A 26,191-nucleotide genomic window follows, 5' to 3' on the forward strand; every position below is an offset into this window, starting at 1 on the left:
AGCACAAATAAAGTTACTGTATTACTTCTGTTAACAAGAATTACTTGCAATAATAACCGCCCATTTGTCCTCGGCCGTCCTCCGGCCTGGCAGGACAACTACTTATTTTCAACTCTCAGGTCCGGCCAGCATGACACGCAATAACCACCCCGCTTCGCCAACCAAGCCTCACAGCCCATCCCGCGCCTGGCGCGCGATTGCTGCGGTGCTGTTCAGCGCCCTGCTGGCACCGACCGCCGCGTTTGCAGATGCCACGGCGCCGGCGACCCCGCCTGCCGCTACGGCACCAGCCCCGGCTGCGGCCGCTGCACCTGAGCAAAATGCCGCCGTACCAGGTGCCCCGGCTGCCGCACCTGCCGCCACCGACCCGGTCGCCGCCGAGGGTGTGACCCCGGAAGATGAAACCGGTGTGGTCCTGGAAGAAGACAACACCCTGGGCATGGCACACGACCTGTCGCCGTGGGGCATGTACCAGAACGCTGACATCATCGTGAAGATCGTGATGATCGGCCTGGCCATCGCCTCGATCATCACCTGGACCATCTGGATCGCCAAAGGCTTCGAACTGCTGGGCGCCAAACGCCGCCTGCGCAATGAAATCGTCAACCTGAAAAAAGCCACCACCCTTAAAGAAGCCAGCGAAAGCGCGGCCATCAAGGGCACCCTGGCGCACCTGCTGGTGCACGACGCACTGGAAGAAATGCGCCTGTCGGCCAACACCCGCGAAAAAGAAGGCATCAAGGAACGCGTGAGCTTCCGCCTCGAGCGCCTGGTAGCGGCCTGCGGTCGCAACATGAGCAACGGCACCGGCGTGCTGGCAACCATCGGTTCCACCGCGCCGTTCGTCGGTCTGTTCGGTACCGTGTGGGGCATCATGAACAGCTTCATCGGCATCGCCAAGACCCAGACCACCAACCTCGCCGTTGTCGCCCCCGGCATCGCCGAGGCCCTGCTGGCAACTGCGCTGGGCCTGGTCGCCGCGATTCCTGCGGTGGTGATCTACAACGTGTTCGCCCGTTCGATCGCCGGCTACAAGGCCCAGGTGTCGGACGCTTCGGCAGAAGTCCTGTTGCTGGTCAGCCGTGACCTCGATCACCTGCCTACCGAGCGCAGCTCGCAACCGCACATGGTGAAAGTGGGGTAATCGGCCATGGGCCTGCATTTGAATCAAGGTGACGACGAGCTCGTCGAGAACCACGAAATCAACGTCACGCCGTTTATCGACGTGATGCTGGTGCTGCTGATCATCTTCATGGTGGCAGCACCCTTGGCTACGGTGGACATCAAGGTCGACCTCCCCGCCTCCAGCGCGAAACCCGCGCCCCGGCCGGAGAAACCGGTGTTCCTCAGCGTCAAGGCGGACCAGCGCCTGTTCCTGGGCGAAGAAGAAGTCAAATCCGAAACCCTCGGTGCGGTGCTCGACGCCCGTACCCAGGGCAAGAAAGACACGACGATCTTCTTCCAGGCCGACAAAGGCGTGGACTACGGCGACCTGATGAGCGTGATGGATGCCCTGCGGGCAGCCGGCTACCTCAAGGTCGGTCTGGTCGGACTTGAGACGGCAGCCAAAAAATGATCACGACGCGCCACAAACTGACGCGTTATGGCACCAGCCTCGCCGTCGTGCTGGGCGTCCACGCCGTCGCGATCATCCTCGCGTACCAGTGGTCGGCGCCACATATGGTGCAGTTGCCACCGGCAGCCATGGTCATCGACCTGGCGCCGCTGCCGGCACCACCGCCTCCGGCCCCGCCGAAGGTGGTGACGCCTCCACAACCGCCAGCACCGGTGGAAGAGCTGCCATTGCCGAAACTGGCAGAGGCCCCCAAGCCGACGATTTCCGTGCCCAAGCCGGTCAAACCCAAGCCCAAGCCACAGCCGCCCAAGCCTGAGAAGAAGATCGAGCCGCCCAAGGAGAAACCTTCCGAAGATCCGCCAAGCGAAAGCCCGGCGAATAATGCGCCTTCGGAAAAGTCGGCGCAGCCGCAACCCGGCCCTTCGCCGGCGCAGATCGCGGCCAAGGCAACGTGGGAAAGTACGCTGCTCGGTCACTTGGCGAAGTACAAGAAGTACCCGCCAGGCGCCCAGGCCCGTGGCAAGGAAGGCTTGAACCGCTTGCGGTTCGTGGTGGATGCCGAAGGCAAGGTGCTGTCCTATGAGCTGGTGGGCCGCTCCGGCAACGCCGATCTGGACCGCGCTACCCTGGAGATGATCCGTCGTGCCCAGCCGCTGCCCAAGCCACCGGCCGATATGTTGAAAAACGGCAGCATCGAAATCGTTGCGCCGTTTGTCTACAACATCGAGAAGCGCCGCCGCTGACCCAGTGGGAACGGGCTTGTCGGATCGCGGCGGTGCGGCGATCCGACAAGCCTCCTCTCACATTTAGGACCCGCTTGAGCGTTAAGCAAAATCCCCCGCACAAACCGCTCAATCCCCACTCTAGTTCTGATAACGTGCGCCTATCGATTGCAGCCGGTATGCTTGGCCCGCAACCTCATGGACGCCCGCTATGACTCTTACAGAATTACGCTACATCGTGACCCTCGCCCAAGAGCAACACTTCGGCCATGCCGCCGAACGTTGCCATGTCAGCCAGCCGACGCTGTCGGTGGGCGTGAAAAAGCTTGAAGACGAACTCGGTGTGCTGATTTTCGAGCGCAGCAAAAGCGCCGTGCGCCTCACCCCGGTCGGCGAAGGTATTGTGGCCCAGGCCCAGAAGGTGCTGGAGCAGGCCCAGAGCATTCGTGAACTGGCCCAGGCCGGCAAGAACCAACTGACGGCCCCGCTCAAAGTCGGCGCGATCTACACCGTCGGCCCGTACCTGTTCCCGCACCTGATCCCGCAACTGCACCGCGTCGCGCCGCAGATGCCGCTGTATATCGAAGAAAACTTCACCCACGTACTGCGCGACAAGCTGCGCAACGGTGAGTTGGACGCGATCATCATCGCCCTGCCGTTCAATGAAGCCGACGTGCTGACATTGCCGCTCTACGACGAGCCGTTCTATGTGCTGATGCCCGCCTCTCACCCGTGGACGAAGAAAGACACGATCGACGCTGGCCTGCTCAACGACAAGAGCCTGCTGCTGCTCGGTGAGGGTCACTGCTTCCGCGACCAGGTCCTGGAAGCCTGCCCGACCCTGACCAAGGGCAACGACGGCGCCAAGCACACCACGGTCGAATCCAGCTCCCTGGAGACTATTCGCCATATGGTGGCGTCCGGCCTGGGTATTTCGATCCTGCCGTTGTCGGCCGTTGACAGCCATCACTACGCCGCCGGCGTGATTGAAGTGCGTCCGCTCACCCCGCCCGTGCCGTTCCGTACCGTGGCGATTGCCTGGCGTGCCAGTTTCCCGCGCCCGAAAGCGATTGATATCCTCGCCGACTCGATCCGCCTGTGCTCGGTGGCCAAGCCGCCTGCTGCGAGCTAAGCAAGCGTATGACAGAGCTGTCGCAGGTGTCGGTGACGGCACTCAAGGGTGTCGGTGACGCCATGGCCGAGAAACTGGCCAAGGTTGGCCTGGAAAACCTCCAGGACGTGCTGTTTCACCTGCCCTTGCGCTATCAGGACCGCACCCGCGTAGTGCCCATCGGCCATCTGCGCCCTGGGCAGGATGCGGTGGTCGAAGGCACCGTCAGCGGTGCCGATGTGGTGATGGGTAAGCGCCGCAGCCTGGTGGTGCGCCTGCAGGACGGCACCGGTGGCCTGAGCCTGCGCTTCTACCATTTCAGCAACGCGCAAAAGGAAGGCCTCAAGCGTGGCACTCGTGTGCGTTGCTACGGCGAAGCCCGGCCGGGCGCATCGGGCCTGGAAATCTACCATCCGGAATATCGCGCCATTACCGGCGACGAACCGCCGCCGGTAGACACCACCCTCACCCCCATCTACCCGCTCACCGAAGGCCTGACGCAACAGCGCCTGCGCCAGCTATGCATGCAGACCCTGACCCTGCTCGGCCCGCAAAGCCTACCCGACTGGCTGCCGCAAGAGCTGGCCCGCGATTACCAGTTGGCGCCCCTGGCTGACGCGATCCGCTACCTGCATCATCCACCGGCCGATGCGGACGTGGATGAGTTGGCCCTGGGTCATCACTGGGCCCAACATCGCCTGGCCTTCGAAGAGCTGCTGACCCATCAACTGTCCCAGCAACGCCTGCGCGAAAGCATGCGTTCCCTGCGTGCGCCAGCGATGCCCAAGGCCACGCGCCTGCCCGCGCAATACCTGGCCAACCTCGGTTTTGCGCCGACCGGTGCGCAGCAGCGCGTAGGCAATGAAATCGCCTACGACCTGAGTCAGAAAGAACCCATGCTGCGCCTGATCCAGGGCGATGTCGGGGCCGGCAAGACCGTGGTCGCCGCCCTGGCTGCGCTGCAGGCCCTGGAGGCCGGTTACCAGGTGGCGCTGATGGCGCCGACCGAGATCCTCGCCGAACAGCACTTCATCACCTTCAAGCGCTGGCTCGAACCCCTGGGCCTGGAAGTGGCGTGGCTGGCGGGCAAGCTCAAAGGCAAGAACCGCACGGCCGCCCTGGAGCAGATCGCCGCCGGCGCGCCGATGGTGGTCGGCACCCACGCGCTGTTCCAGGATGAGGTTAAATTCAAGAACCTGGCCCTGGTGATCATCGACGAGCAGCACCGTTTCGGCGTGCAGCAACGCCTGGCCCTGCGTGAAAAAGGCGTGGGCGGGCGAATGAACCCTCACCAGTTGATCATGACCGCCACCCCGATCCCACGCACGCTGGCCATGAGTGCCTATGCCGACCTCGACACCTCGATCCTCGACGAACTGCCGCCGGGCCGAACGCCTGTCAACACGGTGCTGGTCACCGACACCCGCCGTGTCGAAGTGATCGAACGCGTGCGCGGCGCCTGCGCCGAAGGGCGCCAGGCCTATTGGGTGTGCACGCTGATCGAAGAATCCGAAGAGCTGACCTGCCAGGCTGCCGAAACCACCTACGAAGACCTCACCAGCGCCTTGGGCGAGCTCAAGGTCGGGCTGATCCATGGGCGCATGAAACCTGCGGAAAAAGCCGCGGTGATGGCCGAGTTCAAGGCCGGCAACCTGCAACTGCTGGTGGCCACCACCGTGATTGAAGTCGGCGTGGATGTACCCAACGCCAGCCTGATGATCATCGAAAACCCCGAACGCCTGGGCCTGGCGCAACTGCACCAACTGCGCGGGCGTGTCGGCCGGGGCAGTGCCGCCAGCCACTGCGTGCTGCTCTACCATCCACCGCTGTCGCAGATTGGCCGCCAGCGCCTGGGGATCATGCGCGAGACCAATGACGGCTTCGTGATCGCCGAAAAGGACCTGGAACTGCGCGGCCCCGGCGAGATGCTCGGCACCCGCCAGACCGGGCTGCTGCAATTCAAGGTGGCCGACCTGATGCGCGACGCCGACCTGCTGCCCGCCGTGCGCGACGCCGCCCAGGCCCTGCTGGAACGCTGGCCGCACCACGTCAGCCCGCTGCTGGATCGCTGGCTGCGCCACGGCCAGCAATACGGTCAGGTCTGACCCAGCCCCCCCTGTAGGAGCGAGCTTGCTCGCGAAGAACACCCAGGCGCCACGGATATGCCGGTGCCCCGCGTTACCGTCAAGGTTCTTCGCGAGCAAGCTCGCTCCTACAGGAATGGGGACCGCCAACACCATCACAAACCACAGTTAGACCCCCCTCAGCCGGACCAAGCTGGTTATACTCCAAGCAAATGTAGGAAATTGGATCCGGCCATGTCAGAAGTAGCCCACGCCACAGCCCCACCGACCGCACCCTCGGTCATTCGGGACCTGCTCGCAAAACTCGCCGTCAGCTACAAGGAAGTCATCGAACACCCCGGCCTGAACCCCGCTCGCAAGGTTCAAGCGGTGCTGCTCGACGATGCCGTGGGCGCCCTGATGGTGCTGTTCCCCCAGAGCCAACTGCTGGATCTCAATCGTCTTACCGAACTGACCGGCCGCAACCTCACCGCCGTGGCACCGGAACGCCTGGAACGCATGCTCGGCAAACACAGCCTGAGCCTGCTGCCTGGCCTGCCACCGCTGACCAGTTCGCCGTGCCTGTACGAAGAAAGCCTGCTACGCGAGCCGACCTTACTGGTGCATTCGGGCGAAGCCACGGTGCTGCTGGAAATCGCCAGCGATGACTTCAAGCGCATGCTGAGCAAGGCCAGTGCGGCCAACTTCGGCGAGCCCTTGAGCAGCATCCGGCCCAACTTCGACCGCCCCAACGACGACCGCGACGAGATCTCCCAAGCGATGCAGGCGTTTACCGCCCGGCGTATCCAGCAACGCCTGGAAGCCACCATCGAGATCCCGCCGCTGGCCGACACCGCGCAGAAGATCATCAAGCTGCGGGTCGATCCCAACGCGACCATCGATGACATCACGGGCGTCGTGGAAACCGACCCGGCCCTGGCCGCGCAAGTAGTGAGCTGGGCGGCATCGCCGTACTACGCCTCGCCGGGCAAGATCCGCTCGGTAGAGGACGCCATTGTGCGCGTGCTGGGCTTCGACCTGGTGATCAACCTCGCCCTGGGCCTGGCGCTGGGCAAGACCCTGAGCCTGCCCAAGGACCATCCGCAACAGGCCACGCCTTACTGGCACCAGTCGATCTACACCGCGGCGGTGATCGAAGGCCTGACCCGCGCCATGCCCCGCGCCCAGCGCCCGGAAGCCGGCCTGACCTACCTGGCGGGCCTGCTGCACAACTTTGGCTATCTGTTGCTGGCCCACGTGTTCCCGCCGCACTTCTCACTGATCTGCCGGCACCTGGAGGTCAACCCGCACCTGTGCCACAGCTATGTCGAGCAACACTTGCTGGGAATCAGCCGCGAGCAGATCGGCGCCTGGCTGATGCGTTACTGGGACATGCCGCAAGAACTGTCCACGGCCTTGCGCTTCCAGCACGACCCGAGCTACGACGGCCAGTACGCCGAATACCCCAACCTGGTGTGCCTGGCCGTGCGCTTGCTGCGCGGGCGTGGGATTGGCTCGGGGCCGGAAGCCGAGATTCCGGACGAGCTGCTGGAACGCCTGGGCCTGGACCGCAGCAAGGCAGAGGATGTGGTGAGCAAGGTGCTGGATGCCGAGGTGCTGCTGCGGGAGTTGGCGTCGCAGTTCAGCCAGGGGTAAATCTGGCGCCTGTCAAACCGCTATCGCAGGCAAGCCAGCTCCCACATTTTGAGTGCATTCCAACGTTGGAACTCGGTCAAATGTGGGAGCTGGCTTGCCTGCGATGAATCCAACTCGGTCTCTCAGGCCTTCTTTTTCTTCGGCTTCAAGTACTTGGTCAACCCCTGGAACCACATCACCAGCGCCGGGTTGCCCTTGATCTGGATCGACTTGTCCTGAATCCCCGTCATGAACGCCAGTTGCTTGTTCTTCGCCTGCATGGTGGCGAAGCCATAGGCGGCGTCTTTGAAGGCAATGGCGAACGCAGGCTCCGGGTGGACACCCGAGCGGCTGGTGATGCGCTGGTCTTTGACGATGAAGTGACGGGCAACCTTGCCGTCGAGGGTCTGCAGCTGGAACGCCAGGTCCTTGTCACCCAACTGCTGTTGGAACGCGGGGTTGTTGCGGCTGGCTTTGGCCATCATCAGGCCCAGCACCCACAGGAGAAAACGAAATTTCATGCACACGGCCTCAGTGTAATTATTGGGTGGCCGCAGCAGTTTAACGATTTGTGCGCGGAACGCTACCGATCTCCCGCGTTAGCAGGAGATCGGCTGGCGTTTACCGCTTATAGCAACAACTTGGCTTAAACGTTAGGGCAAGGTACCGGCGCCCAGTCGGCCAGGTTCGGATCGCGGCAAGTGCCTTCGATCTGTGCTTTACCGGCGCTGGCCACCTGCTTGCTTTCAGTCTGCTTGACCTTGGCGGTCAGGATGCTTTTCTCGGTGCCCACCGCTTCGGTCGGCACCTTTGGCAGTGGCGGACGCTTGGTCACGACTTTGCCGGTGGATTTGCCTTTCTTCGCCGGGACCACGGCCTTGGTGGTATCGGCGGTGGCCACGGTCACCACATCATTACGCTGTACACCCACCTGTTGCAGGTCTTTCTCGTAGGCCTGGGTGTAGTTGTTCAGGTCTTCGCTGGCCTTGCCATTGACCGCGACGATCAGATCATTGGACTCCTTGAGGCCGGAGACGATTTCCGCCAGGCGCTTGCGGCCTTCGGTGTCGTTGACGGTCTTGGCCTTGCGGTCGGCCACAAGCTTGGTGAACGCGCTCTGGTAGCACTGCTGGGACGCCTTGGCGTACGCGGTGCTGCGGTCGATGTCGGAGGCGCTTTTGTTGAAGTCGGCGGCGTAGGACGCGATGCGCTGGTTGTCGTCGCTGATCTGCTTCTGGCGCTCGGTGTAGTAACCCGCCGCGCCACCTGCCAGGGCACCGCCCGCTGCGCCAATGGCGGCGTTGCGGCCGCGCTTGTCCGAATCCCCGGTCAAGGCGCCCAGCAGCGCACCACCCGCCGCGCCGAGGGCGGCGCCGGTGACGACCGACTTGGTCATGTCCGAATCGGTGGCACGCAAGTGCTGCACAGGCTCGTAGCAATTGGGGTAGTACTCGACCTTGGTGCTCGACGCGACCTTGGAGGCCGGCGACGTGGCGCAACCAGTCAACACGGTGCTGAAACCAGCCGCGATCAGCAGCAAGTAACGCTTGGAAACCGCCTTACGGGGAAAAAGCATAGGTGTGTTCTCTTTTAAGTTTGACTTGCCCAGCACGGCCCATGCCGCCTGAGTCCCTTCCAAGCTCGCCAGCCTGCGAGCGATCAAGACCGCTGACCGCTCGCTGCGAGCAATTCCTTCAAAATCGTTGCCGGGTCGGCTCGCTGTTGTTTGCGATAGTTACCGACATGGCGAACGAACAACGTCGCGCGCGTCATCAGGCTCTTGCCCAATACCGGCTTGCGCTCCAACTCTTGCTTGACCCTTTGAAACTGCGCCTGGATCACCGCATCGGTGTAGCGCGTGCCGGTGGCCAGGTTGTCGATATAGATCGCCACCGCACCGTCCAGCGCGCTGCGGCCATTGGCGATGGCCGTGGCGAACAGCTGCGCGCTGGCCTCGTCCTTGGCGTCCAGGGACTGCTGGCGACTTTTCTGCAGATTGATCAGGCGGATGTTGTAGTTATTGATGGTCTCGGCCACCAGGGCGGCAGACTGGATCAGGTTGCCGGCCGCTTCCTCACGTTGCTGGGCAATCAGCGACACATTGCGCTTGAGCTCTTCGTTGACCAGCCCCAACTCGGCCTGCAGCCGCGGGTCGACGCTGGCGGCGATGATGCTGTCCAGGCGTTTGGTCGGGTCCTGGGCGTCGTCGATGGCATCGGTCAGCGCGGCCAGGCGCCCCTCTTTCTGCCACTGCGCAAACAGTTCGTTGTAGCGTGAACGCGGTGCCGACAGCGCTCCGATCGCTACGCGAAAACCGGTAGTCTCGTTGCTTTGCTCGGTGCCATCGGCGCCGAACAGCGGGTACTCGCGGCGCATGCCGGTGAACAGCGTGCCCTCGCCTTCCAGGTAGTTGCCACCCTTGACGATAAAGCCGCCATACGTGCCCTGGCGACGGCCGGCATGGACCAGTTGGAACGACTCCTGGACCATTTCGGCGGCGTTGCCGATCACGTCGAACATGCCGATAGGGTTCGGCAACCTGGTGCCGATGGGCATCAGCCGCGCGGCCTGGCCGGTGCCGCCGGCGACCTGGTTGAACACCGCCCAATCGCCCAGCGGGCCGTCGCTGTCGCTGCCCTCGATGCGCCGTGGGAACAGCCGGCCTTCGAGGTCCTGGCGGCTCACCGCCTGGCCGCCGCGTGCGGCGAACTCCCATTCCACTTCGGTGGGCAGCCGCACAAAGCCCAGGCCACCATCCTCTGCCGAAGATCCGCGACCACTGACCGGCAACAACTCGCGGTGATATTTCATCAACCAGGCGCTGTACACCGCCGCAAAGCGCTCGGCTTCAAACCGCGACAGCTTGACCTTGGGCAGGCGCCCGGCCATGCCCTCAGGCACCTCGCACGCCGGGGCTGGCTCGCCGCTGGCCAACGACTGGGCCTGGGCCATGACCTGGGCATACTGGCGCGCGGTCACTTCGTACTTGCCGATAAAGTAGAGCATCGGCTTGAGCGGGGTCTTGGCGTCGGTCTTGGGCATCAGCGGCGCGATGACCTTGTTCCAGCCCTTGGGCAAATCCTTGAGGGTGAATTGGCCGTTGATGAAGTCGCGGCGATAGCCGGAGATAAACGACTGCTTGTAGCCCGCCTCGCCTTCGCTGAACGGGTAGCCGAGGCTGACTTCACGGTCGTCCAGGGTGCCCTGGGCCAAGACATAGGCGTAGCGAAACACCATATGGCCCCCGCACGGCAGCGGCAGGCTGACGTCATCGGCCAAAGGCTTGGGGTTGTCCAGTTTGTCGCCGGCCTCATCGGCCCAGGCCCCAGCAGCCAGGCTCAGCGCCACGGCGGCGCCCAACAACTTATACATCTCTGATTCCCTCGCAAGCCTGGATACGCGCCACACGCCACCCACCACACGCGGCCGCCACGGCGCTGACGCCGAGCACCGCGACCAGCGCCAGGGCGTAATGCCGCACCAGCAGATGGCTGGCGTATTCGCCCGGCACCTGCACGAATAATCGATTCAAACCGGCCTCGGCCAAGCCATACAGGCCGGCACTGAGCAGCGCGGCAAACCCTGCGCCGTAGAGCGCCTGCAACGTCACGAACAGCAACAGCGCGCCCGTGGAAAACCCCAGCAGGCGCAACACCGACAACTCCCGGCGCTTGCGCGCCACGGCGGCCAGCGCCCCGGCGAAGATCGCCGCAAATGCTCCCGCCAAGGCCAGGCCGGCGATGATCCAGAACACGATGGACAAGTTGCGGCTCAGCGACTGCACCTGGGCGATGCTCAGCACCTGGGTCGAGACCAACAGGTTCTGCGCAGCGAAATGCACCCGCAGCGGCTCTACATCACTGAGACTGCGCGCATACAATCGAAACCCCGGATACACCCGCTGCGCGCCCTCGCCTGCCGCGTCACCCGGCCAACCCAGCGCCAGTACCGCCCGGCCATCACGGTAATCTTCCGCCGCTTCCAGCAGGCTCAAACCGGCAAACAATCCATCCCGGGCGAATGCCTCCAGAGGCAATACCGCCAGCACCTGCAGCCGCGTGCCCTGGGCCTCGACACGCCCGGCCACTTGCCGCGCAAAGCGGGTTTGCAGCCAATCCCCCGGCCGCGCCGCGAGCTTCTCGGCGGCGGTGTGGCTCAGCACGATCTGGTCCAGGCCTGCGGGCACGGGCAGCCCGCTCAGCAACGGATCACCCGGCGCGGTCGGCAACATTTCCAGGATCAGCGCGCCTACCTGGGCCGTGGCCGCGATCTGCCGTGTGCGGGGGATGGCGAACGCCACATCGCTGCGCTGAGCAAGCTGCTCGACAAAAGCGTGGCTGAATCGACCACCGCCCAATGGAATGATTTCCCGGGTCGCCGGGTCATTCTCCAGGCGCTCGGTGAGGCTACTGACCAGGCCGAACTTGAGGCCGAACAACACCAGCAGCGGCGCGATCACGGCCACCAGCGCCAGCACCGAACAGGCCGACAACCAGCCATCGTCGCGGTAATCCTGCCAAGCGAGGGACGCTACCAAAGGAATGCGCATCAGCACGCCTCCCCAAGGGTTGCGGTGACGCCACCGTCGCTGTCGCGCTGGCAACTGATGCGCCGCACCTGCAAGCCACTGGCGCGGGCCAGGGGCTCGTCATGGGTGGCGATCACGCAGGCGGCACGGTGCTCGCGGGCCTGGGTCAGCAGCGCCTGCATGACACGCTCGGCATTAAGGGGGTCAAGGGACGCGGTTGGCTCATCCGCCAACAGCAGTTGCGGGGCATGGGCCAGGGCACGGGCGCAACTCACGCGCTGACGCTGGCCCACCGATAACGCGCCAGGCTTCTTGGCCAACTGGTCACTGATCTGCAACTGCGCCGCCAGGCGCGCCACGCTGCCATCGTCCTTGAGCCCCAACAGTTGCCGGGGCAGGGCAATATTGCTGCGCACGTCGAGAAAACCCAGCAGGCCGCCGGTCTGCAGCACATAACCGAGGTGCCGGCTGCGCAACCCGGCCAACGTGGATTGCTGATTGGCCCGCCATAGACCCTCAATATCCAGCTGGTTGAATTCAAACCGGCCCACCTGATCCGGCGCCAATACCAACGCCAACAGATCCAGCAAGGTGCTTTTGCCGCAGCCACTGGGCCCGACAATCGCCAATTGCTCCCCCGCGCACAGGTGCAACCCTGGAATCACCAGGCTATAGCGCTGGCTACCGACGCCCCGGCTCTTGTGCACCGCGCTCAGGTTCAGCATCAAGGCAGCGTCGACAGCGGCACGCGGTACAACGCATCGCCCGGCTCGGCATCACCGAAACGGACCCAGTTGGCCACATCGTTATGGAAGGTCTCAAAGAGGCGGACTTTCGAATCCAGCTCATCGATAAAGTCTTCCTGTTCGGCCACGCTCAACGACAGCCACAGGTCCTGGGTCATGTTCAGCGACTTGCTGCGGTACGGCAGGCCTTCCAGGTACTCACCGAGTATGCCGCCATCGGCGAGGTTGCCGCCCTTGCGCAAGGCCTGCGGGTCGCGGCTCATGTAGGCCGAGGCGCTGGCGATTTCCTGGAAGAAATCCTTGGGCGAGGTCTGGGTCTTGCGCGCCGCATCGACGATCAGTTTGAGCGACTGCTGCAAGTCGTTGAGCTGCAATTTGGTGAGCATCACGCAGACCTGGAACGCCGGCAGCGCGGGGTTGGTCAGGTCGCGGTCGGCGGTCCAGGCGCTGACCAGCTGCGGCGCCTGGCTCGCGCCTTTGTGCCCGAGGAAATCCATGTGCATGGCATAGCCGACGGCCGCGGATTTGTCCGCCAGGCTCGGCGCGTTGCTGAGCAACGGCACCGGCTGCGGGGTGTTGCTGCGCACTTGGTGCACCAGGTTGGCGAACACCGTGCCGATCTCATCGACACGCTCGCCCAGCTTGCGCACATCGCCGCCCGGCACCGCTGTGTAGAGGTCGCCGATCTGCGGGTTGGCGTCGGCGGTCAGGGTGCGGTACTGGGACTCGGCGCCGCCATGGGTTTTCTTGCCGGCGTCGGTGCGCAGGTGCAAGGCATAGATCTTGATCTGCTTGCCCAGCGCGGCCTGGCGCACTTCGGCTTCGTTCATCTGGGTGGCGGCGAACGGGTCGTTCTTGCGCAAGGCGCCGGCATCGGTCACCAGCAGGATCAGGCGCCCGCCATAGCCGGACCAGTCCATACCGTTCACCGCCTGCATCACCCCGGCGAACGCGTCTTCGTTGAAGGCGTGACTGGAAACGGTCGAGGCCTTGACCTGCCGCGCCCTATCGAGAAAACGCTGGGGGTCGCGGCCCTGATCGAGGGTGATCAGGGTCTTGGCCACGTATTCCAGGCCCGGGGTTTTCTTCACGCTGCTGCGAAAGCCGACCATGCCGAAACTGACGCTGTCCAACTCGCCACGCTCGGCGATGCGGGTCTGCAACTCGTGGACGACATCGCGCACTTGGTCGATGTAGGGCTGCATTGACACGGTGGTGTCCACCACCAGCACCACAGCGGTGCGGAACGCATCGGCATTCGCACTGATCACCGGGGTCGCCGGCTTGGCGGCGGCACTGCCGGGGTCGATGGAAGCCACATTGAGTAACTGCACCGGCTGACCATTCTCGTCGAAGCTCTCTTTGGCATCGAAGATCGGCAACAGGTAGAACTGATTCTGCGGCACGGCGCTGGCGGCGGGCTCCAGGGCCAGGACCTGCTGATTGTCGCCGGGGTTGTTCTGCGCCTTGAGCAACAGGTTCTTCGCCGCGACTGGATCCGCCAGGAGTTTTTCCACCTCGCCGGCCTGGCGCAGGAACATCACCGGCGCACGCCCCGAACGCTCGGTGAACTTGAGTACCAGGCTCTGCTTCCAGTCGCTGACGTGCACGGCCGGCAACCAGCCGTCACTGCGCCCATCGGTGGCGGCGCCCACACGCAGCCAAGGGCTGCCGTCGATATCCTTGCGCTGGTACACATAGAGCACGGAAAACGCCGGCAAAGCCTTGCCCGGTGCGCCGCCCGCCGCGCTGGAGAGCTTGGCGCCGGGCTTGCTCAGGACCCGCTGGAACAGGGTTTTCTTGCCGGCCATCAGCAACGGGCGCTGGCCGCCGTCGATATCGGCTGCCACCGGTGCGACGGCAGCAGGCGTCACGGGCCCTGGCGCAGCAGGCGGCGGCAGCGGGGCGTCGTCACTCAGCCACCCGTAACTGGCGCCACCGATGGCCAGCGCAACCGCCACCGCCACGGCGGCCAATGCCAGCACCGGGCCGCGCCGCTGCTCGGACACCGCACGCGGCGGCGTGGGAGCCACCACCGGCTGGCGCACCGCTTGCGGCTGCGCAGTGGCGCTGGGCACTTCGATGGACACCGGGGTTAACCCGGCCAAGTCGTTGACGGGGCGAATCAAGGTCGCCTCCAGCGCTTCTTTCGGTGCCTCCAGCGGCAGTCGATCCAGCGCCAGCAGCAGCGCGGTGGCATCCGGGAAACGCTGCGCCGGGTCCTTGGCCAGGAGCTTTTTCAGCACCTCTTGATAACGACCATGGTGCAGCGGCAACTCCGGCAAGGGCTCGGTCAGGTGTGCCAGGGCCGTGGAGAGTGCATCGGTGCCACGGTAAGGCAACTGGCCGACGAGGATTTCATAGAGCACCACCCCGAGGGCGTAGAGGTCGGCGCGGCCGTCGATTTCCTGGCCGCGCGCCTGCTCCGGGCTCATGTAGCTGGGGGTGCCCACGGCAAACCCGGCCTGGGTGAACTGCGTGCGGTCATCCAGGGACTTGGCGATACCAAAGTCCGACAGCACCGCCGTGCCATCGGCGCGAAACAGGATATTCGCCGGCTTGACGTCGCGGTGCACCAGGCCCTGGGCATGGGCGTAACCCAGTGCCGAGGCGATCTGGCGGATATACACCAGCCCCTGTTCCGGCGTCAGGCCGGCGGCGATGCGCTCCTTGAGCGTGCCGTTGGGCAGGTATTCCATGGCCATGTAATACAGCTCGCCGACATTGCCGATGTCGTGGATCGTCACCGTATGCGGGTGCGACAGCCGCGCCAGGGTCTTGCCCTCGCGCAGGAAGCGTTCGCAAAAGCTCGGATCGGCGGCCAGCGCGGCGGCCATGACCTTCAACGCCACCTTGCGCTCCAGCGACCGCTGGGTCGCCAGGTATACGCTGGCCATGGCGCCTTCGCCGATTTCGCCGTCGATGTCGTAGCCGGGGATGATCAGGGTCATGGCGACACCTTCACGACGAGGGTGGTGATGTTGTCGGGCGCACCGCGGTTAAGCCCCAGGTGCACCAGGCTGCGGGCAATTTCGTCAGGCTCGGCATGGCTCAGTACATCGCGGATCTCGTGGTCTTCGACGGTCTTGTTCAGGCCATCGCTGCACAACAGGTAACTGTCGCCGGGGGCGATCAACAGGTCGACCACCGACAACTCCAGTCGCGCCTCCACGCCAATGGCGCGGGTGACGATATTGGCCCGTGGATGCACCCGCGCATCGGCCTCGCTGAGCAGGCCGCTGTCCTGCAGGTCCTGCACGTAGCTGTGGTCGCGGGAGATGCGCTCCAACTCGCCATCGCGCAGGCGATACAAGCGGCTGTCACCGGCCCACAGGCACACGCCGCGCAGGCCACGTGCGGCCAGCAGCACCACGGTGCTGCCCATCATGGTCACGCCGCGGTTGGCAGTTTCTTCGCGCACGTCCGCGTTGACCCGGTTCAACTCGGTGCGCAGCGCCGCGGTGTATTCGTCCAGTGACCGGCCCACGGGCAGGCTGCGCAGGCTGTCGACGATCAAGCTGCTGACGTAATCGCCTGCGGCATGCCCGCCCATGCCATCGGCCACCACCCACAGGCGGTTCTGCGGCAAGTCCAGGCACGCGTCCTCATTGACCTGGCGCACCATGCCCACATGGCTTTTGCTCGCGGATTTGTACGTCGACCCCATCTACACCACACCTTCTTGTCCGAGCAGAAATTGCGCAAAATCGCCGGCGGCAGGCAAACCCTGGCACCGCAATAAACCGGGGGAAATGCGTTGCGAACCACGCCCCCACCACAGGCTGGCGCCTTCGCAGGCCTGTTCGGCAAGGGCCGTCATGCGAGCATGGGGCACGGTGGCGGCAACCCGCTGCAGGCCGGCGAAGCGGCTGTCCAACGCGCGCGCCTCGCTGCCCGGCAAACCCAGGCGCTCCAGGCCATCGCTGAACCCTTCGAACGTGGCGCCGGGGTCCAGGGTGCTGAGCAACAACTCCTCGGCCTGCTCGAACCAGGCATCCGGGCCGCCCACCAGGGACGCTGGATTGGCGTCGTGATCCAACAACGCGACCACCGCCAGCGGGAAATACCGCCCGACCCGATCAATGCTCGGCATCACCACCCCCGCCGCCGCATCCGGCCCGCATACACCCGGCGCCAGCACAAAACGCCACAGCGGGCTGACCAGGTACACGTTGAGCCAATCGCCGCCCAGGCTGTGTTGACTGGCCAGCAAACCGGCGGCCAGCCAACTGTCCCAGGGCCCGATAAAACTCTGGGGCAAGGCGCGGCTGACAAAGTCCCCGCGACTGGCCAACTTGCCGTAGAACCCCAAGGTGGTCATAACCGCTCCGGCAGGCTGAACCCGCTCAGCACACGGCTCTTGAACGGGTTGAAGGCGCTGTTGGCCCGCAACTCATAAGCGATGCTGGCGCCATCGACCCGCAGACGCAGGTTGAAGCGATCCGGCGAATTGCCCGCCGAAAGCTCCGATTGCTCCAGCAGGCGGAACCACGCCCACGGGCCATCCAGGGTCACGCCCGAACGTCCGCTGGCGGCTGGCGGCATGATCGAGATCCGCACCCCGCCGCTGCTGCCGGGGTTCGGCCACTGCATCGCCACCGGCCGGCTCGGGCCGTGGTCGTAGCTCAGTTGCTGGCCGTCGAGGTCGAGCAGGAACTGGGTGATGGTCGCGTCCATCGCCACAGGCTTGAGCTCGAAACGCACGATGGGCTGCGTGCCCCCCGCACGGAAGAACGCATCACGAATGGTCGCCGCACGCTGGAAGGTTTGCAGCACACCCGGCGCGATCCCGAGTTTCTGCGCCGCCCCCGGCTGCCAGCGCCAGGTCTGCGCGGAGGTGTCGACGTAGGGCTGCAGGTACTTGCGGAAGTAGTTGTCCATCACCCCGCCCACCCCGAAGAACTGACCGAAGTCGTCCAGGGTGGCATCGCGGGCACTGCCAGGGGACATCGGGTAACGGCCGGCCAGGGACTGGCGGTATACGTTGACCACTTCGCTGACCCAGGCCGCGTTCAGTTGATTGCGCACCCCACCCATCATGCTGTTGGTGGTGGAGTTGACCACCGACTTGACCATGCCTTGCACCAGCGGCGGCTGGCGCTCGGCATTCAGGCTGACCCGCGTGGCGGCGGCAGCGGCCTGGTTCTTGGCTTCGCCGAGCAAGGCATCGCCACTGGCACCGACCATGGCGCTGACCTGCACATACAGCGCATTCATGTCCGCCAACAGGCCGTCGATGGCCGCCGGCTCGCCTTCGTTCTTGGCGACGATGCTGTTGAGTTCGGCAAAGTGCGCGGTCACCGGGTCTTCGCTGAGGGCTGGCGCGCTGGCCGCCGGTTGCGCCTCGCCGAGCAGGCTGCCGAGGCGCTCCTTGAGCTTGTCGACACCCCCTTCCACTGGCACGCCCTTGGCAGCCAGTTGGCGCTCTTCAGCCTGCAGATCGGTTTCCTTGGCCACCGCCACCAGCAGCTTTTTCAGGGGCGAGGTCGGGCCGGAAATCACCCGCAATACGTCGGCCGCCTGGGCCACGCTGGTGATGGGCACAAAGTCGATATCGGCCAGCAAGGCGTCCCACTGGCGCTGATAGTCCTGGAAATACAGGCGCCGCACATCGGCGGCAAGGCTGGCGACGTTCTGTTGATCCGCCGGTGCATGCCCCAATACCCATTGCTCTTCAGCCAGGGTGCCGGCCTGGTTCAGGCTGGTCAGCAAAAAACCCTGGCGATAGCCCTTGGCAGTAAAAAACCCACTCAATGGCTCGCCCAGCGGCTTGCCACTTTTGCGGCTGAATACCAGTGCGGCATCGCGGCCGGCAGCTTCGTTGATGCGAAAATCCGTCACGCCTTCGGGTAGCTTGTGGCGCTTGACCCGGTCGTATACACGCTGGGCCACCGGCAGTTGTTGCAGCTGCCGACGCAAGTCATCGATCAGCCGTGGGTCGAGTCGCGCATTCGGTGGGTGACGATCGAACAACGCCTGCAAGTGCCCGGTCAGTGCCTGGCGCTGGTCGGCGGGCAGGTCGCGTGGCAGGTTGCGGTCCCAGTCCAGGGCGATCCAGGCCTTGATGAAGTCCGGGTCGTAATGCTCGCTGTCAGCCAGCATCAGGTAGGCCTTCAAGCCTTCGTAGAGGAAGTCGGAACTGCCGCCGCTGTGCAGTTGCTCTTCGATGCGCGTTACCAGGCGCGGGGCGAACACCGCGATCAGCAGTTTGCGATAGACACTGGCAGATTCGGCTTCGAGCATGTCGCCCTGATACAGCCCCAGGCCTTCGGACCAGCTTGGCGAATCGCCCGCCAGGTTCTTCACCGCGTTGAGCAGCGGCAACACGGCCAGCACCTCGCGCTGTGCCGGGCTCAGGGTCTGCACGGCCTGGCCCAGTGGAGCGACCTTGTGGTCGACCTGGGCGATATACGCCTGGTTCGCGCGATAACTCACCCACCACAGCGTACTGAACACCAACACCACCGCCACGGTGGCGGCCAGGACGCCACGGGCCAGCCATTTGCGACGGCGCTCGACCTTCGGGTTGACCCCCACCAGGCCACGCTCGGCAAAGGCCACGGCGCTGAACAGCTTTTCGATGAAATAACTGCGCCCGGTGCCGCTCTGGCGCGCCAGGTGCTGGCGATCGAGGTTCATGCTCTGGGCCATGGCGCCGATCAGGCGATCGATCGGGCTGCCTTCCTGGGTGCCGCTGGTGAAATAGACGCCGCGCAGCAGCACGCGCTCTTCAAACGCATTGGGCTTGAATACGCCTTCGAGGAAGCCTTGCAGGCAATCCTTCAGGGCACCGAACTGCTGCGGGAAGCCGTAGATCAGGTCGCGCCGCGCCGGGTCGCGCTCCTGTTGCAGACGCTCCACCAAGCGCTCGTTGAGGCGCTGCTCCAGGCCGGCGAATTCGCTTTGCAAATGGGCCAACGGGCTGTCGCTGTGCTTGCCGTCGTCCAGGGCAAAGGTCATGCCCCACACCTGGGCGCGGTCTTCCTTGCTCAGGTTGTCGAAAAACTCCATGAAGCCCGGCACCAGGTCGAGCTTGGTCAGCATCAGGTAGATCGGGAAGCGCACGCCCAACTGGGTGTACAACTCCTGGATGCGCAGGCGGATCGCTGCTGCATGGGCGGCGCGCTCGGCGTCGCTGCCCAGCAGCAGGTCCGAAAGGCTGATGGCGATAAAGGCGCCGTCGATCGGGCGACGGGCGCGCTGCTTTTTCAGCAGGTCGAGAAAGCCCAGCCAGGCCGCTTTATCCACCGTGGAGTTGCTGTCCTGGGTGGTGTAGCGCCCGGCGGTGTCCAGCAGCACGGCTTGATCGGTAAACCACCAATCGCAATTGCGCGTACCGCCCACGCCCCGCACCGCGCCGGCACCCAACTGGGCGGCCAGGGGGAAATGCAGCCCGGAGTTGACCAGCGCGGTGGTCTTGCCCGAGCCCGGTGGGCCGATGATCACGGACCACGGCAACTCGTAGAGGTTGCGCCGCTCGTCACCGCCCAGCTTGGCCTTTTTCAGTAACGCCAGGGCTTCGTCCATGCGCTGGCGCAGGGTGGCCAGTTCTTCTGCGGTGGCAACGCTGTTGGGGTCGACCGGGGTTTCGGCGGCCAGGCTGCGCATCACTTCGCCAGCCTGGCGCCGGGCCTGGATGATGCGAAACACGCGGTAGGCGATCCACACCGCGAAGACCAGGATGATCAGTGCCCAGCGCCGGCCTTCGGGGACCAGCACGTCGAGCAACGGCCCGACAAACCAGATGATCAGGCCCAGAGCAATCAGGCCCAGCACAGGGATCACCCAGCGAATCATGAAACTGAAAAACGCCTTCACTCGACGCCCTCCGCCAATACGGTGATTTCAACCCGACGATTGCGGGCACGGCCTTCGGCTGTGGCGTTGGTCGCCACCGGCTCGGTATCGCTGCGCCCTTCGGCGCTGAAACGCTCGCCCTGGCCGGTCTTGGCCGCGAGAATCTCCAGTACCGACTTGGCCCGCGCTTCGGACAAGGCCCAGTTGGACGGGAAACGCAGGGTGGCAATCGGGCGGTTATCGCTGTGCCCGGTCACGCGTACCTGGCCCTTGACCTTGCGGATGGCATCGGCGATGCGCAGCATCAGGGGCTGGTAGTCATCGACAATGCTCGAGCTGGCCGAAGCGAACAGCTCATCGCCACGGATCGTCACCACGGAGCGGTCAACGGCGTCTTCCACCGCGACCCGGCCTGCCTTGATGTCTTCCACCAGAAAGCCCGCCAGGCGCGGGCGCTCGATGATTTTCGGCTGCGCCACCGGGCGGTCGATGGCCTGCACCGGGATTTCCCCCAGGGCATGGATGTTCTTGAACACCGGCTCGGCATCCGACGCCAGCTTCAGGCGCAAGCCAAACAACAGCGCCAGCAACAACGCCAGGCCGATGGCGACTGCAATCCACGGCGGCATGAATTGCGCCAGGCGATCACGGGCCACGGTCACGCCGCGCCAATGGGGCGACAACTCGCGCTCATGCTCGCCACGGGCACTGCGAATCGCCGCCGCCGTGCGTTCGCGCAACGCTTCCAACTGGCTGCGCCCGTCGTTCATCACCCGGTAGCGGCCTTCGAAACCCAGGCACATGCACAGGTACAACAGCTCCAGCAGATACAGGCGCTCGCGCGGGCTTTGCAGGCAGTGATCCAACAACTGAAAGACCTTTTCGCCGCCCCAGGCTTCGTTGTGCACGGTAATCAACAAGCTCTGCTTGCCCCAGTCACTGGCGCTGCCCCAGGGGGTGCTCAGCACCGCTTCATCGAGGGCGGTGCACAGCGCGTAGCGCGCCAGCAGCACCTCGTTACGGGCCACGCCGGCCGCCTCGGCGCGTTCTTCGAACTGGCGCAGGTAGGCCAGCAATTGCGCACGCAGGCTCGATGGCGCGGGATGGGCGATGGTGTTGCGCAGGCGTGTCAGCAACGCCAGCAACGGGCCGGCGGCGCTTTCCAGGGGGTTGAGGCCCTGGCTTTTGCCGGTGAGGATCGGCGCCGCCGGCATCGACAAAGACGCCGGTTCTGCGCGTGCAGGCTCCGGCGCACGGCCACCCGGGCGCGGCATGAACTGGGTGCGGTCGTCATCATTGGGATGCATCGCGGATTATCCTCGGATCGCCCAGAAGGCCAGGTTCAAGCCCGGGAACTGCCCGGCGATATGAAAGGCAAAGCCGCCGGAGTGGATCAACTGCTGCCAGTGTTCGCTGCCGCGGTCCAGTTCGTAGTAGGTGGAGCCCGCGTGATACGGGATCTGGCGTGGCGCCACCGGCAGCGGCAGCAGGCCGATGCCCGGCAGTTGCAGGTTGACCAGGTCGCGGATGTGCTCCACCGAGCCAACCTTGCTCTGCTGGCCGAAGCGCGCACGCAGGGTTTCGCCCGGCACATCGGCACGGACCACGAGGATGAAGCTGGCGCTGTCGATCAGGGTTTTATCCGCCAGCATTGCCACGTGCACGCCGTAGGCTTTCTCGACAATCGGGATAGGCGTGGCCTTGCTGTCGATCAGCATCGACAGCGCCTCGCGCAGGGCCTGCATCACCGGGGCGAAGCTCAGGGCCAGGTCGTCATGCTGATAGCGCGGGTATTCCTCAGGGCGCCGCCCTGAGGTGGAGAACGTCGAGAACTCGCCGGCCAGGCTTACCAGCTCACTGAAGAAACGCTCCGGGTGCAGCGGGCTCAACTGGCTCAGGTGCTGGATCAGCGGCTGGGCGCGGTTGACCAGTTGCAACAGCATGAAGTCGGCAATCTCTGAAGCGCCACCGGCACCCGACGCCACCACGCGTCCGGCCAGGGCTTCGCCGCGCTGGTGCAGCAGGCCCAGCAGTTCACTGCGAAAAGCCGTCAGCGGTTTGCTCGCCGCCACATCGAGCACCGGCGGGATGTAGCTGTCATCCAGCACCAGGGCGCGGTCGGCGCGCTTTTCCTTGATGCGTACCAGGCCGATGGCGGCGTAGTCACTGATGCCATCGGCGCCGGTGAGCAAGCGCAAGGCACGGGAACCGACGGCCACCGGTGCGCGGTTTTCGAAAGGTGCGTTGTCATCGCGCACCTCGCGCACCTGGCTCAGGTAACGCGCGGCGCCCAGGGGCTCGCCTTCGTCTACCGTGTCGCGGGCGCCGGCACGCTTGAGCGGCAAGGCCAGGTACACCAGGCCGTCACGCAAGTTGTCGTCGATATTCAGCGGGCTCGGCGCCAGGTCGTCCTGGGGAATATTGAACGGCGTGCCATCGGGCAACAGGCCACGGGCCGAGACAATCGCCAGCTTGCCCTGGGCCAGCAGGCCCTGGTCGATCAGCAGTTCGCAAAACCCCCAGGCGCCGGCCGACAGCGGACGGCTGCGGGCATCGATCAGGTTTTCCAGGTAACGGTCATGCTGCTGGAAGTGCTGCGTTCCGATGAACATGCCTTCCGACCAGACCACGCGATTGTTCCAGGACATGGGGGCTCCGATTGCTTCTTATTGGGCAGGACTGGATGGGGCAACGCTGAGGTGCGCACGTACGGCGCGCACATCAAGGCTGATCTGGTATTCGCTGGCCTGGCGGGGCGGCACGCTGAGTACCGTGCGCCATTGCGCACGGTCCAGTTCGCGATAGCCCACCAGCAGGCCGATCTGCCGGGTGGCCGGGTCGAGGTCGCGCTGCAGGCTCAATTGCTGGCCGGGCTGGATCACCACTTCATCCTGGTCCAGCAGGTCCAGGCCGAGGGTCGGCTGGGCGCGATCCGCCAGGGCGAAGTAATCGGCACGACTGAAGGTCGCGGCGTTTTTCAATTCGAAAATCCGTACCCGCACCGGCGCTGGCTGGCCCGTGTGACCGGGGTTGAGGCCGCTGATGGCATGGAAATGCAGCTCGACGCTGGCAGTGTCGATTTGTGCCTCTGGCGCGGGCGGCGCAGCATCCTTGGCACAGGCCGTCAGCAGCAACAGGCCGGCGGCCGCGAGTAAAAACCTGGAAATCATCCTGCGTCCTCAATGACGTATGTGGCTGTCCGTTGTTCCAGTTTCAGCGCCGCTGGCGGGCGCTGTGTGCTTCATAGGCCCGGCTGAATTCACGGCCGAACAGGTCCTGGAAATCCTCCTGGGCCTCACGGGAAATACTGTTGTAGAGCTCGGTGAACTGTTGCCAGTACTGGGCCTGGCGCGAACCGTTGAACAGGCTCGACAGCCCGCCAGGCTTGCCCATGCGCTCTTCCAGTTGAGCGGGTTCGAAGCGTGTCAGCAGATGTTTGATGGCCGCTTCGACACCGGCCATCACCGCCAGTTGGTGGGCCCGCAGGTCGTCGAAACTGTCGCGCACGGCCAGGTCCGGCGCCATAAACGCTTGGTTGCCGTGGCGAAGCAGCAGCAGTAACGCTTCGTCGGCATTCGGGGCGAATTTCAACGGATTGTTTTCCACCGGCTGGATCGTCGTCTGCTGCATGCGGAACTCGCCCTTGAGGCTGCTGCGCGCACGTAATACGTCGATCAGGCCTTCGACCATCAGCCGGTAGCTGCGGCCGATACTTTCCATCTGCGCCTCGGCCTGGGCCTTGTCCAGGCGCAGGTGATCAAGACCGGCACCGCGCAGGAAGGCTTGCAGCAAATCGGGCTGGGTGGCGTCTGCCAGCGGCAGCGGGCGCTCGACCACAGGAGGTTCAGGCGGCGCGATGGGCGGTGGCGTGCCGAGCGGCGGCGCGGGTGTTTCGCCAAGCAGGTCCCAGTCTTCCGGAATCACCGAGCCCGGGGTCGCCGGCTTCTCGGGCACAGGCACGTTAACAGCGACCGGCGGGCGAAAATCATGCTGCTCGGCCGGCACATGGTCAGGCTGGCTGGGCGGCGGCACGGCCGTTGGTGTGAGGAAATCGAACAGGTCTGGCAGCGTATCCATCGACGACGCGCCCTGGAACTGCGGCGCAATCACCGGGGTGCTTGGCAGCGGCGCGGCCACCCCCGCACCCTGGCGGCCCATGAGCGCTTCGAAACTGTTGGAGGCGTCGGCGGCAAAAGGCTGGGAACCTGTCACGTTCACCCCGGAATCAATCCGTGCCTGGATCTCGTAATCGCCGATCCGGATCAACTCACCATCTTGCAATGGCTCGCTGTTCCCCCGGCGCAAACGAATACCGGCATTAACCAATTCCACACCATTAGTACTGTTATCGGTTAGATAGTAACGGCCATCTTTGTATTGAATAACGCAATGTTGCGCGGAGACCAAACGTTCTGGATCAGGCAATATCCAGTCGTTTTCACTAGAGCGGCCAATAGCCATCACTCCATTGTCCATGGACTTTTCCGGACATTGACCTGGGGTGATCTTGTGATAACTAGTGATAGTCAAACACAGTGACATCTTGCCTCCTTGCTGAACCTCACGCGCGGTCGGCCAAGGGAAATACTTTCCCAAGCGCGTCTCGACAAATCCTTTAAACAACCTTAGAAGCCTGCTTTTACCAGCATGATCGCTGATCTTAACCGGCAAATGTGACAAAAATCCTCAGGCAGCGCCTACTTTGACCGACGGGTCGCATAGGATGTTAAACACCGCACATCTGTCACACAGGGCGAATAGCTTACCTTGACAACGCATAACTACTACACCAAAAATGCACAACTTCTTGAAGATAAGTAGTGGCACATTGAAATCAATGTGCTGGCCTGACCAAGAAAACATGCCGATAAATTGCGCAACTAAACCGCGCAACTAACGCATGCACTGCCCGAGACTAAAGGGCCGATATGGAGATCGAATTTAGTGGATGTGCCGTTGCTGCTCACCGCTGTTTCCGCGACTTTGCCGTGTGGCGAAGACCTGGAATATGACGCGGATTTCCTGCACTTGGAACGTGCTGCCCAGGGTCAACCCGAGCGCAGCATGGGCGACGCTATTTTGCCCGCCGAGCCCCCAGACTGGCGCAGCATCCAGCAACAGAGCCTGGACTTGCTGCAGCGCAGCAAAGACCTGCGCATCACCCATTTTTTGCTGCAAAGCTCCCTCGCCCTGCAAGGCGTCGGCGGGCTGGCCAGCGCCCTCACCCTGATCAGCGAACTGCTCCAGCAGTACTGGGCCGACCTGCATCCGCGCCTGGATGCCGATGACGACAACGATCCCACCGTACGCATCAATGCCCTCGCCGGACTGACCTGCGACACGAACATCCGCCTGCTGCGCGAAAGCGTGCTTACGCGCTCGCGAGCGTTCGGCGCCGTGAGCCTGCGTGGTGCCCTGAATGCCAGCGGCCTGCAAAGTTTTCCCGGCGAAAGCCTCGGTGCCGAGCAACTGGCCGCCGCCTTCCTCGACAGCGACCCGGAGCCGTTGCAAGCCACCCACGCCGCGCTGGTCGAGGCCCGTGCGGCCTGTGAAAACATCGAAAAATACGTCAGCGAGCAAGTCGGTTCCGCCCAGGGCGTGGACCTCGGCGCGCTGAAACATCCGCTCAAGCAGGCCCTGCAGATTTTCAGCCAGTTCACTGCACAGAGCGACGACAGCCGTGAACCCGAGGTGGTCAGTGACGACAGCCACGCCTCGGTCGAACACGCTGGCGCCCCTGCAGCCCCCCGCAATGCTGGCGAGATCGCCAGCCGCGACGAGGTGCTGCGCGACCTGGACCGGATCCTTGCGTACTACACCCGGCACGAGCCTTCCAGCCCGCTGCCGGTGCTGTTGAACCGGGCGAAAAACCTGGTGCACGCCGATTTTGCGGCCATCGTGCGCAATCTGATTCCCGACGGCATGTCCCAATTTGAAAACCTGCGTGGCCCGGACGGCGAGTAAGTCGCCAGGCTTTGCAGTAACAACACCGTCGCTCAAGCGACCAGGAGCA

Annotated in this window: 20 protein-coding genes; 7 read left to right on the forward strand and 13 right to left on the reverse strand. The window is 64.2% G+C overall.

Annotated features, from left to right (window positions below):
• The first annotated feature begins 130 nt into the window (after positions 1-130).
• The 6 genes from exbB (at position 131) to C5F71_RS12080 (ending at position 7,128) form a co-directional block, all read left to right on the forward strand.
• Complete coding sequence (gene exbB / locus C5F71_RS12055) at positions 131-1,144, forward strand: tonB-system energizer ExbB (RefSeq protein ID WP_104911194.1); 1,014 nt, start codon at positions 131-133, stop codon at positions 1,142-1,144.
• A gap of 6 nt (positions 1,145-1,150) precedes the next feature.
• Positions 1,151-1,576, forward strand: coding sequence for a TonB system transport protein ExbD (gene exbD / locus C5F71_RS12060; RefSeq protein ID WP_029289838.1), 426 nt, complete (start codon positions 1,151-1,153; stop codon positions 1,574-1,576).
• On the forward strand, positions 1,573-2,319 hold the full coding sequence (locus C5F71_RS12065) for an energy transducer TonB (RefSeq protein WP_029289840.1): 747 nt from the start codon (positions 1,573-1,575) through the stop codon (positions 2,317-2,319). Before exbD ends, C5F71_RS12065 begins: the two co-directional genes overlap by 4 nt.
• 190 nt (positions 2,320-2,509) lie before the next feature.
• Positions 2,510-3,430 (forward strand): hydrogen peroxide-inducible genes activator, encoded by a 921-nt coding sequence (locus C5F71_RS12070; protein ID WP_029289842.1) that lies wholly within the window; start codon positions 2,510-2,512, stop codon positions 3,428-3,430.
• 8 nt (positions 3,431-3,438) lie between these two features.
• Positions 3,439-5,514: an ATP-dependent DNA helicase RecG gene (gene recG / locus C5F71_RS12075; protein ID WP_029289844.1), complete on the forward strand. Its 2,076-nt coding sequence runs from the start codon at positions 3,439-3,441 to the stop codon at positions 5,512-5,514.
• A 213-nt stretch (positions 5,515-5,727) separates the two neighbouring features.
• Positions 5,728-7,128, forward strand: coding sequence for an aminoacyl-tRNA deacylase and HDOD domain-containing protein (locus tag C5F71_RS12080; protein WP_070994058.1), 1,401 nt, complete (start codon positions 5,728-5,730; stop codon positions 7,126-7,128).
• 122 nt (positions 7,129-7,250) lie between these two features.
• Here C5F71_RS12080 and C5F71_RS12085 read toward each other — a convergent pair whose 3' ends face one another.
• The 13 genes from C5F71_RS12085 to tagH form a co-directional block, all read right to left on the reverse strand.
• On the reverse strand, positions 7,251-7,628 hold the full coding sequence (locus C5F71_RS12085; RefSeq protein WP_029289848.1) for a hypothetical protein: 378 nt from the start codon (positions 7,626-7,628) through the stop codon (positions 7,251-7,253).
• A 125-nt stretch (positions 7,629-7,753) separates the two neighbouring features.
• Complete coding sequence (gene tagQ / locus C5F71_RS12090; RefSeq protein WP_104911195.1) at positions 7,754-8,683, reverse strand: type VI secretion system-associated lipoprotein TagQ; 930 nt, start codon at positions 8,681-8,683, stop codon at positions 7,754-7,756.
• Positions 8,684-8,766: 83 nt separating this feature from the next.
• Complete coding sequence (locus tag C5F71_RS12095) at positions 8,767-10,479, reverse strand: SUMF1/EgtB/PvdO family nonheme iron enzyme (protein ID WP_092232131.1); 1,713 nt, start codon at positions 10,477-10,479, stop codon at positions 8,767-8,769.
• On the reverse strand, positions 10,472-11,656 hold the full coding sequence (locus C5F71_RS12100) for an ABC transporter permease (protein WP_092232136.1): 1,185 nt from the start codon (positions 11,654-11,656) through the stop codon (positions 10,472-10,474). Before C5F71_RS12100 ends, C5F71_RS12095 begins: the two co-directional genes overlap by 8 nt.
• Positions 11,656-12,360, reverse strand: a complete 705-nt coding sequence (locus C5F71_RS12105) for an ABC transporter ATP-binding protein (protein ID WP_104911196.1) — start codon at positions 12,358-12,360, stop codon at positions 11,656-11,658. The genes C5F71_RS12100 and C5F71_RS12105 overlap by 1 nt, the downstream gene beginning before the upstream one ends.
• Positions 12,360-15,332 carry a serine/threonine-protein kinase gene (locus tag C5F71_RS12110; RefSeq protein ID WP_104911197.1) on the reverse strand — a complete coding sequence of 991 codons (2,973 nt, stop codon included), beginning with the start codon at positions 15,330-15,332 and terminating at the stop codon, positions 12,360-12,362. Before C5F71_RS12110 ends, C5F71_RS12105 begins: the two co-directional genes overlap by 1 nt.
• On the reverse strand, positions 15,329-16,048 hold the full coding sequence (locus C5F71_RS12115; protein WP_029289857.1) for a PP2C family serine/threonine-protein phosphatase: 720 nt from the start codon (positions 16,046-16,048) through the stop codon (positions 15,329-15,331). The genes C5F71_RS12110 and C5F71_RS12115 overlap by 4 nt, the downstream gene beginning before the upstream one ends.
• Positions 16,049-16,702 carry a type VI secretion system-associated protein TagF gene (gene tagF / locus C5F71_RS12120; RefSeq protein WP_092232145.1) on the reverse strand — a complete coding sequence of 218 codons (654 nt, stop codon included), beginning with the start codon at positions 16,700-16,702 and terminating at the stop codon, positions 16,049-16,051.
• A complete protein-coding gene (gene tssM / locus C5F71_RS12125) occupies positions 16,699-20,199 on the reverse strand; it encodes a type VI secretion system membrane subunit TssM (protein ID WP_104911198.1) in 3,501 nt (1,166 codons plus the stop codon). Before tssM ends, tagF begins: the two co-directional genes overlap by 4 nt.
• Entirely contained in the window at positions 20,196-21,485 is a 1,290-nt protein-coding gene (locus tag C5F71_RS12130; RefSeq protein WP_104911199.1) for a DotU family type VI secretion system protein, read from the reverse strand. Before C5F71_RS12130 ends, tssM begins: the two co-directional genes overlap by 4 nt.
• A 6-nt stretch (positions 21,486-21,491) precedes the next feature.
• On the reverse strand, positions 21,492-22,826 hold the full coding sequence (gene tssK / locus C5F71_RS12135; RefSeq protein ID WP_070994066.1) for a type VI secretion system baseplate subunit TssK: 1,335 nt from the start codon (positions 22,824-22,826) through the stop codon (positions 21,492-21,494).
• An 18-nt stretch (positions 22,827-22,844) separates the two neighbouring features.
• Positions 22,845-23,348: a type VI secretion system lipoprotein TssJ gene (gene tssJ, locus C5F71_RS12140; protein ID WP_092232151.1), complete on the reverse strand. Its 504-nt coding sequence runs from the start codon at positions 23,346-23,348 to the stop codon at positions 22,845-22,847.
• Between the two features lie 43 nt (positions 23,349-23,391).
• Positions 23,392-24,720, reverse strand: coding sequence for a type VI secretion system-associated FHA domain protein TagH (gene tagH, locus C5F71_RS12145; protein WP_104911200.1), 1,329 nt, complete (start codon positions 24,718-24,720; stop codon positions 23,392-23,394).
• Positions 24,721-25,122: 402 nt separating this feature from the next.
• Between tagH and tssA the strand changes: the two genes are divergently transcribed.
• A complete protein-coding gene (tssA, locus tag C5F71_RS12150; protein ID WP_104911201.1) occupies positions 25,123-26,142 on the forward strand; it encodes a type VI secretion system protein TssA in 1,020 nt (339 codons plus the stop codon).
• Positions 26,143-26,191 lie beyond the last annotated feature (49 nt).

The sequence above is a fragment of the Pseudomonas sp. LG1D9 genome (assembly GCF_002949995.1).
GTDB classification, from domain to species: domain Bacteria; phylum Pseudomonadota; class Gammaproteobacteria; order Pseudomonadales; family Pseudomonadaceae; genus Aquipseudomonas; species Aquipseudomonas proteolytica.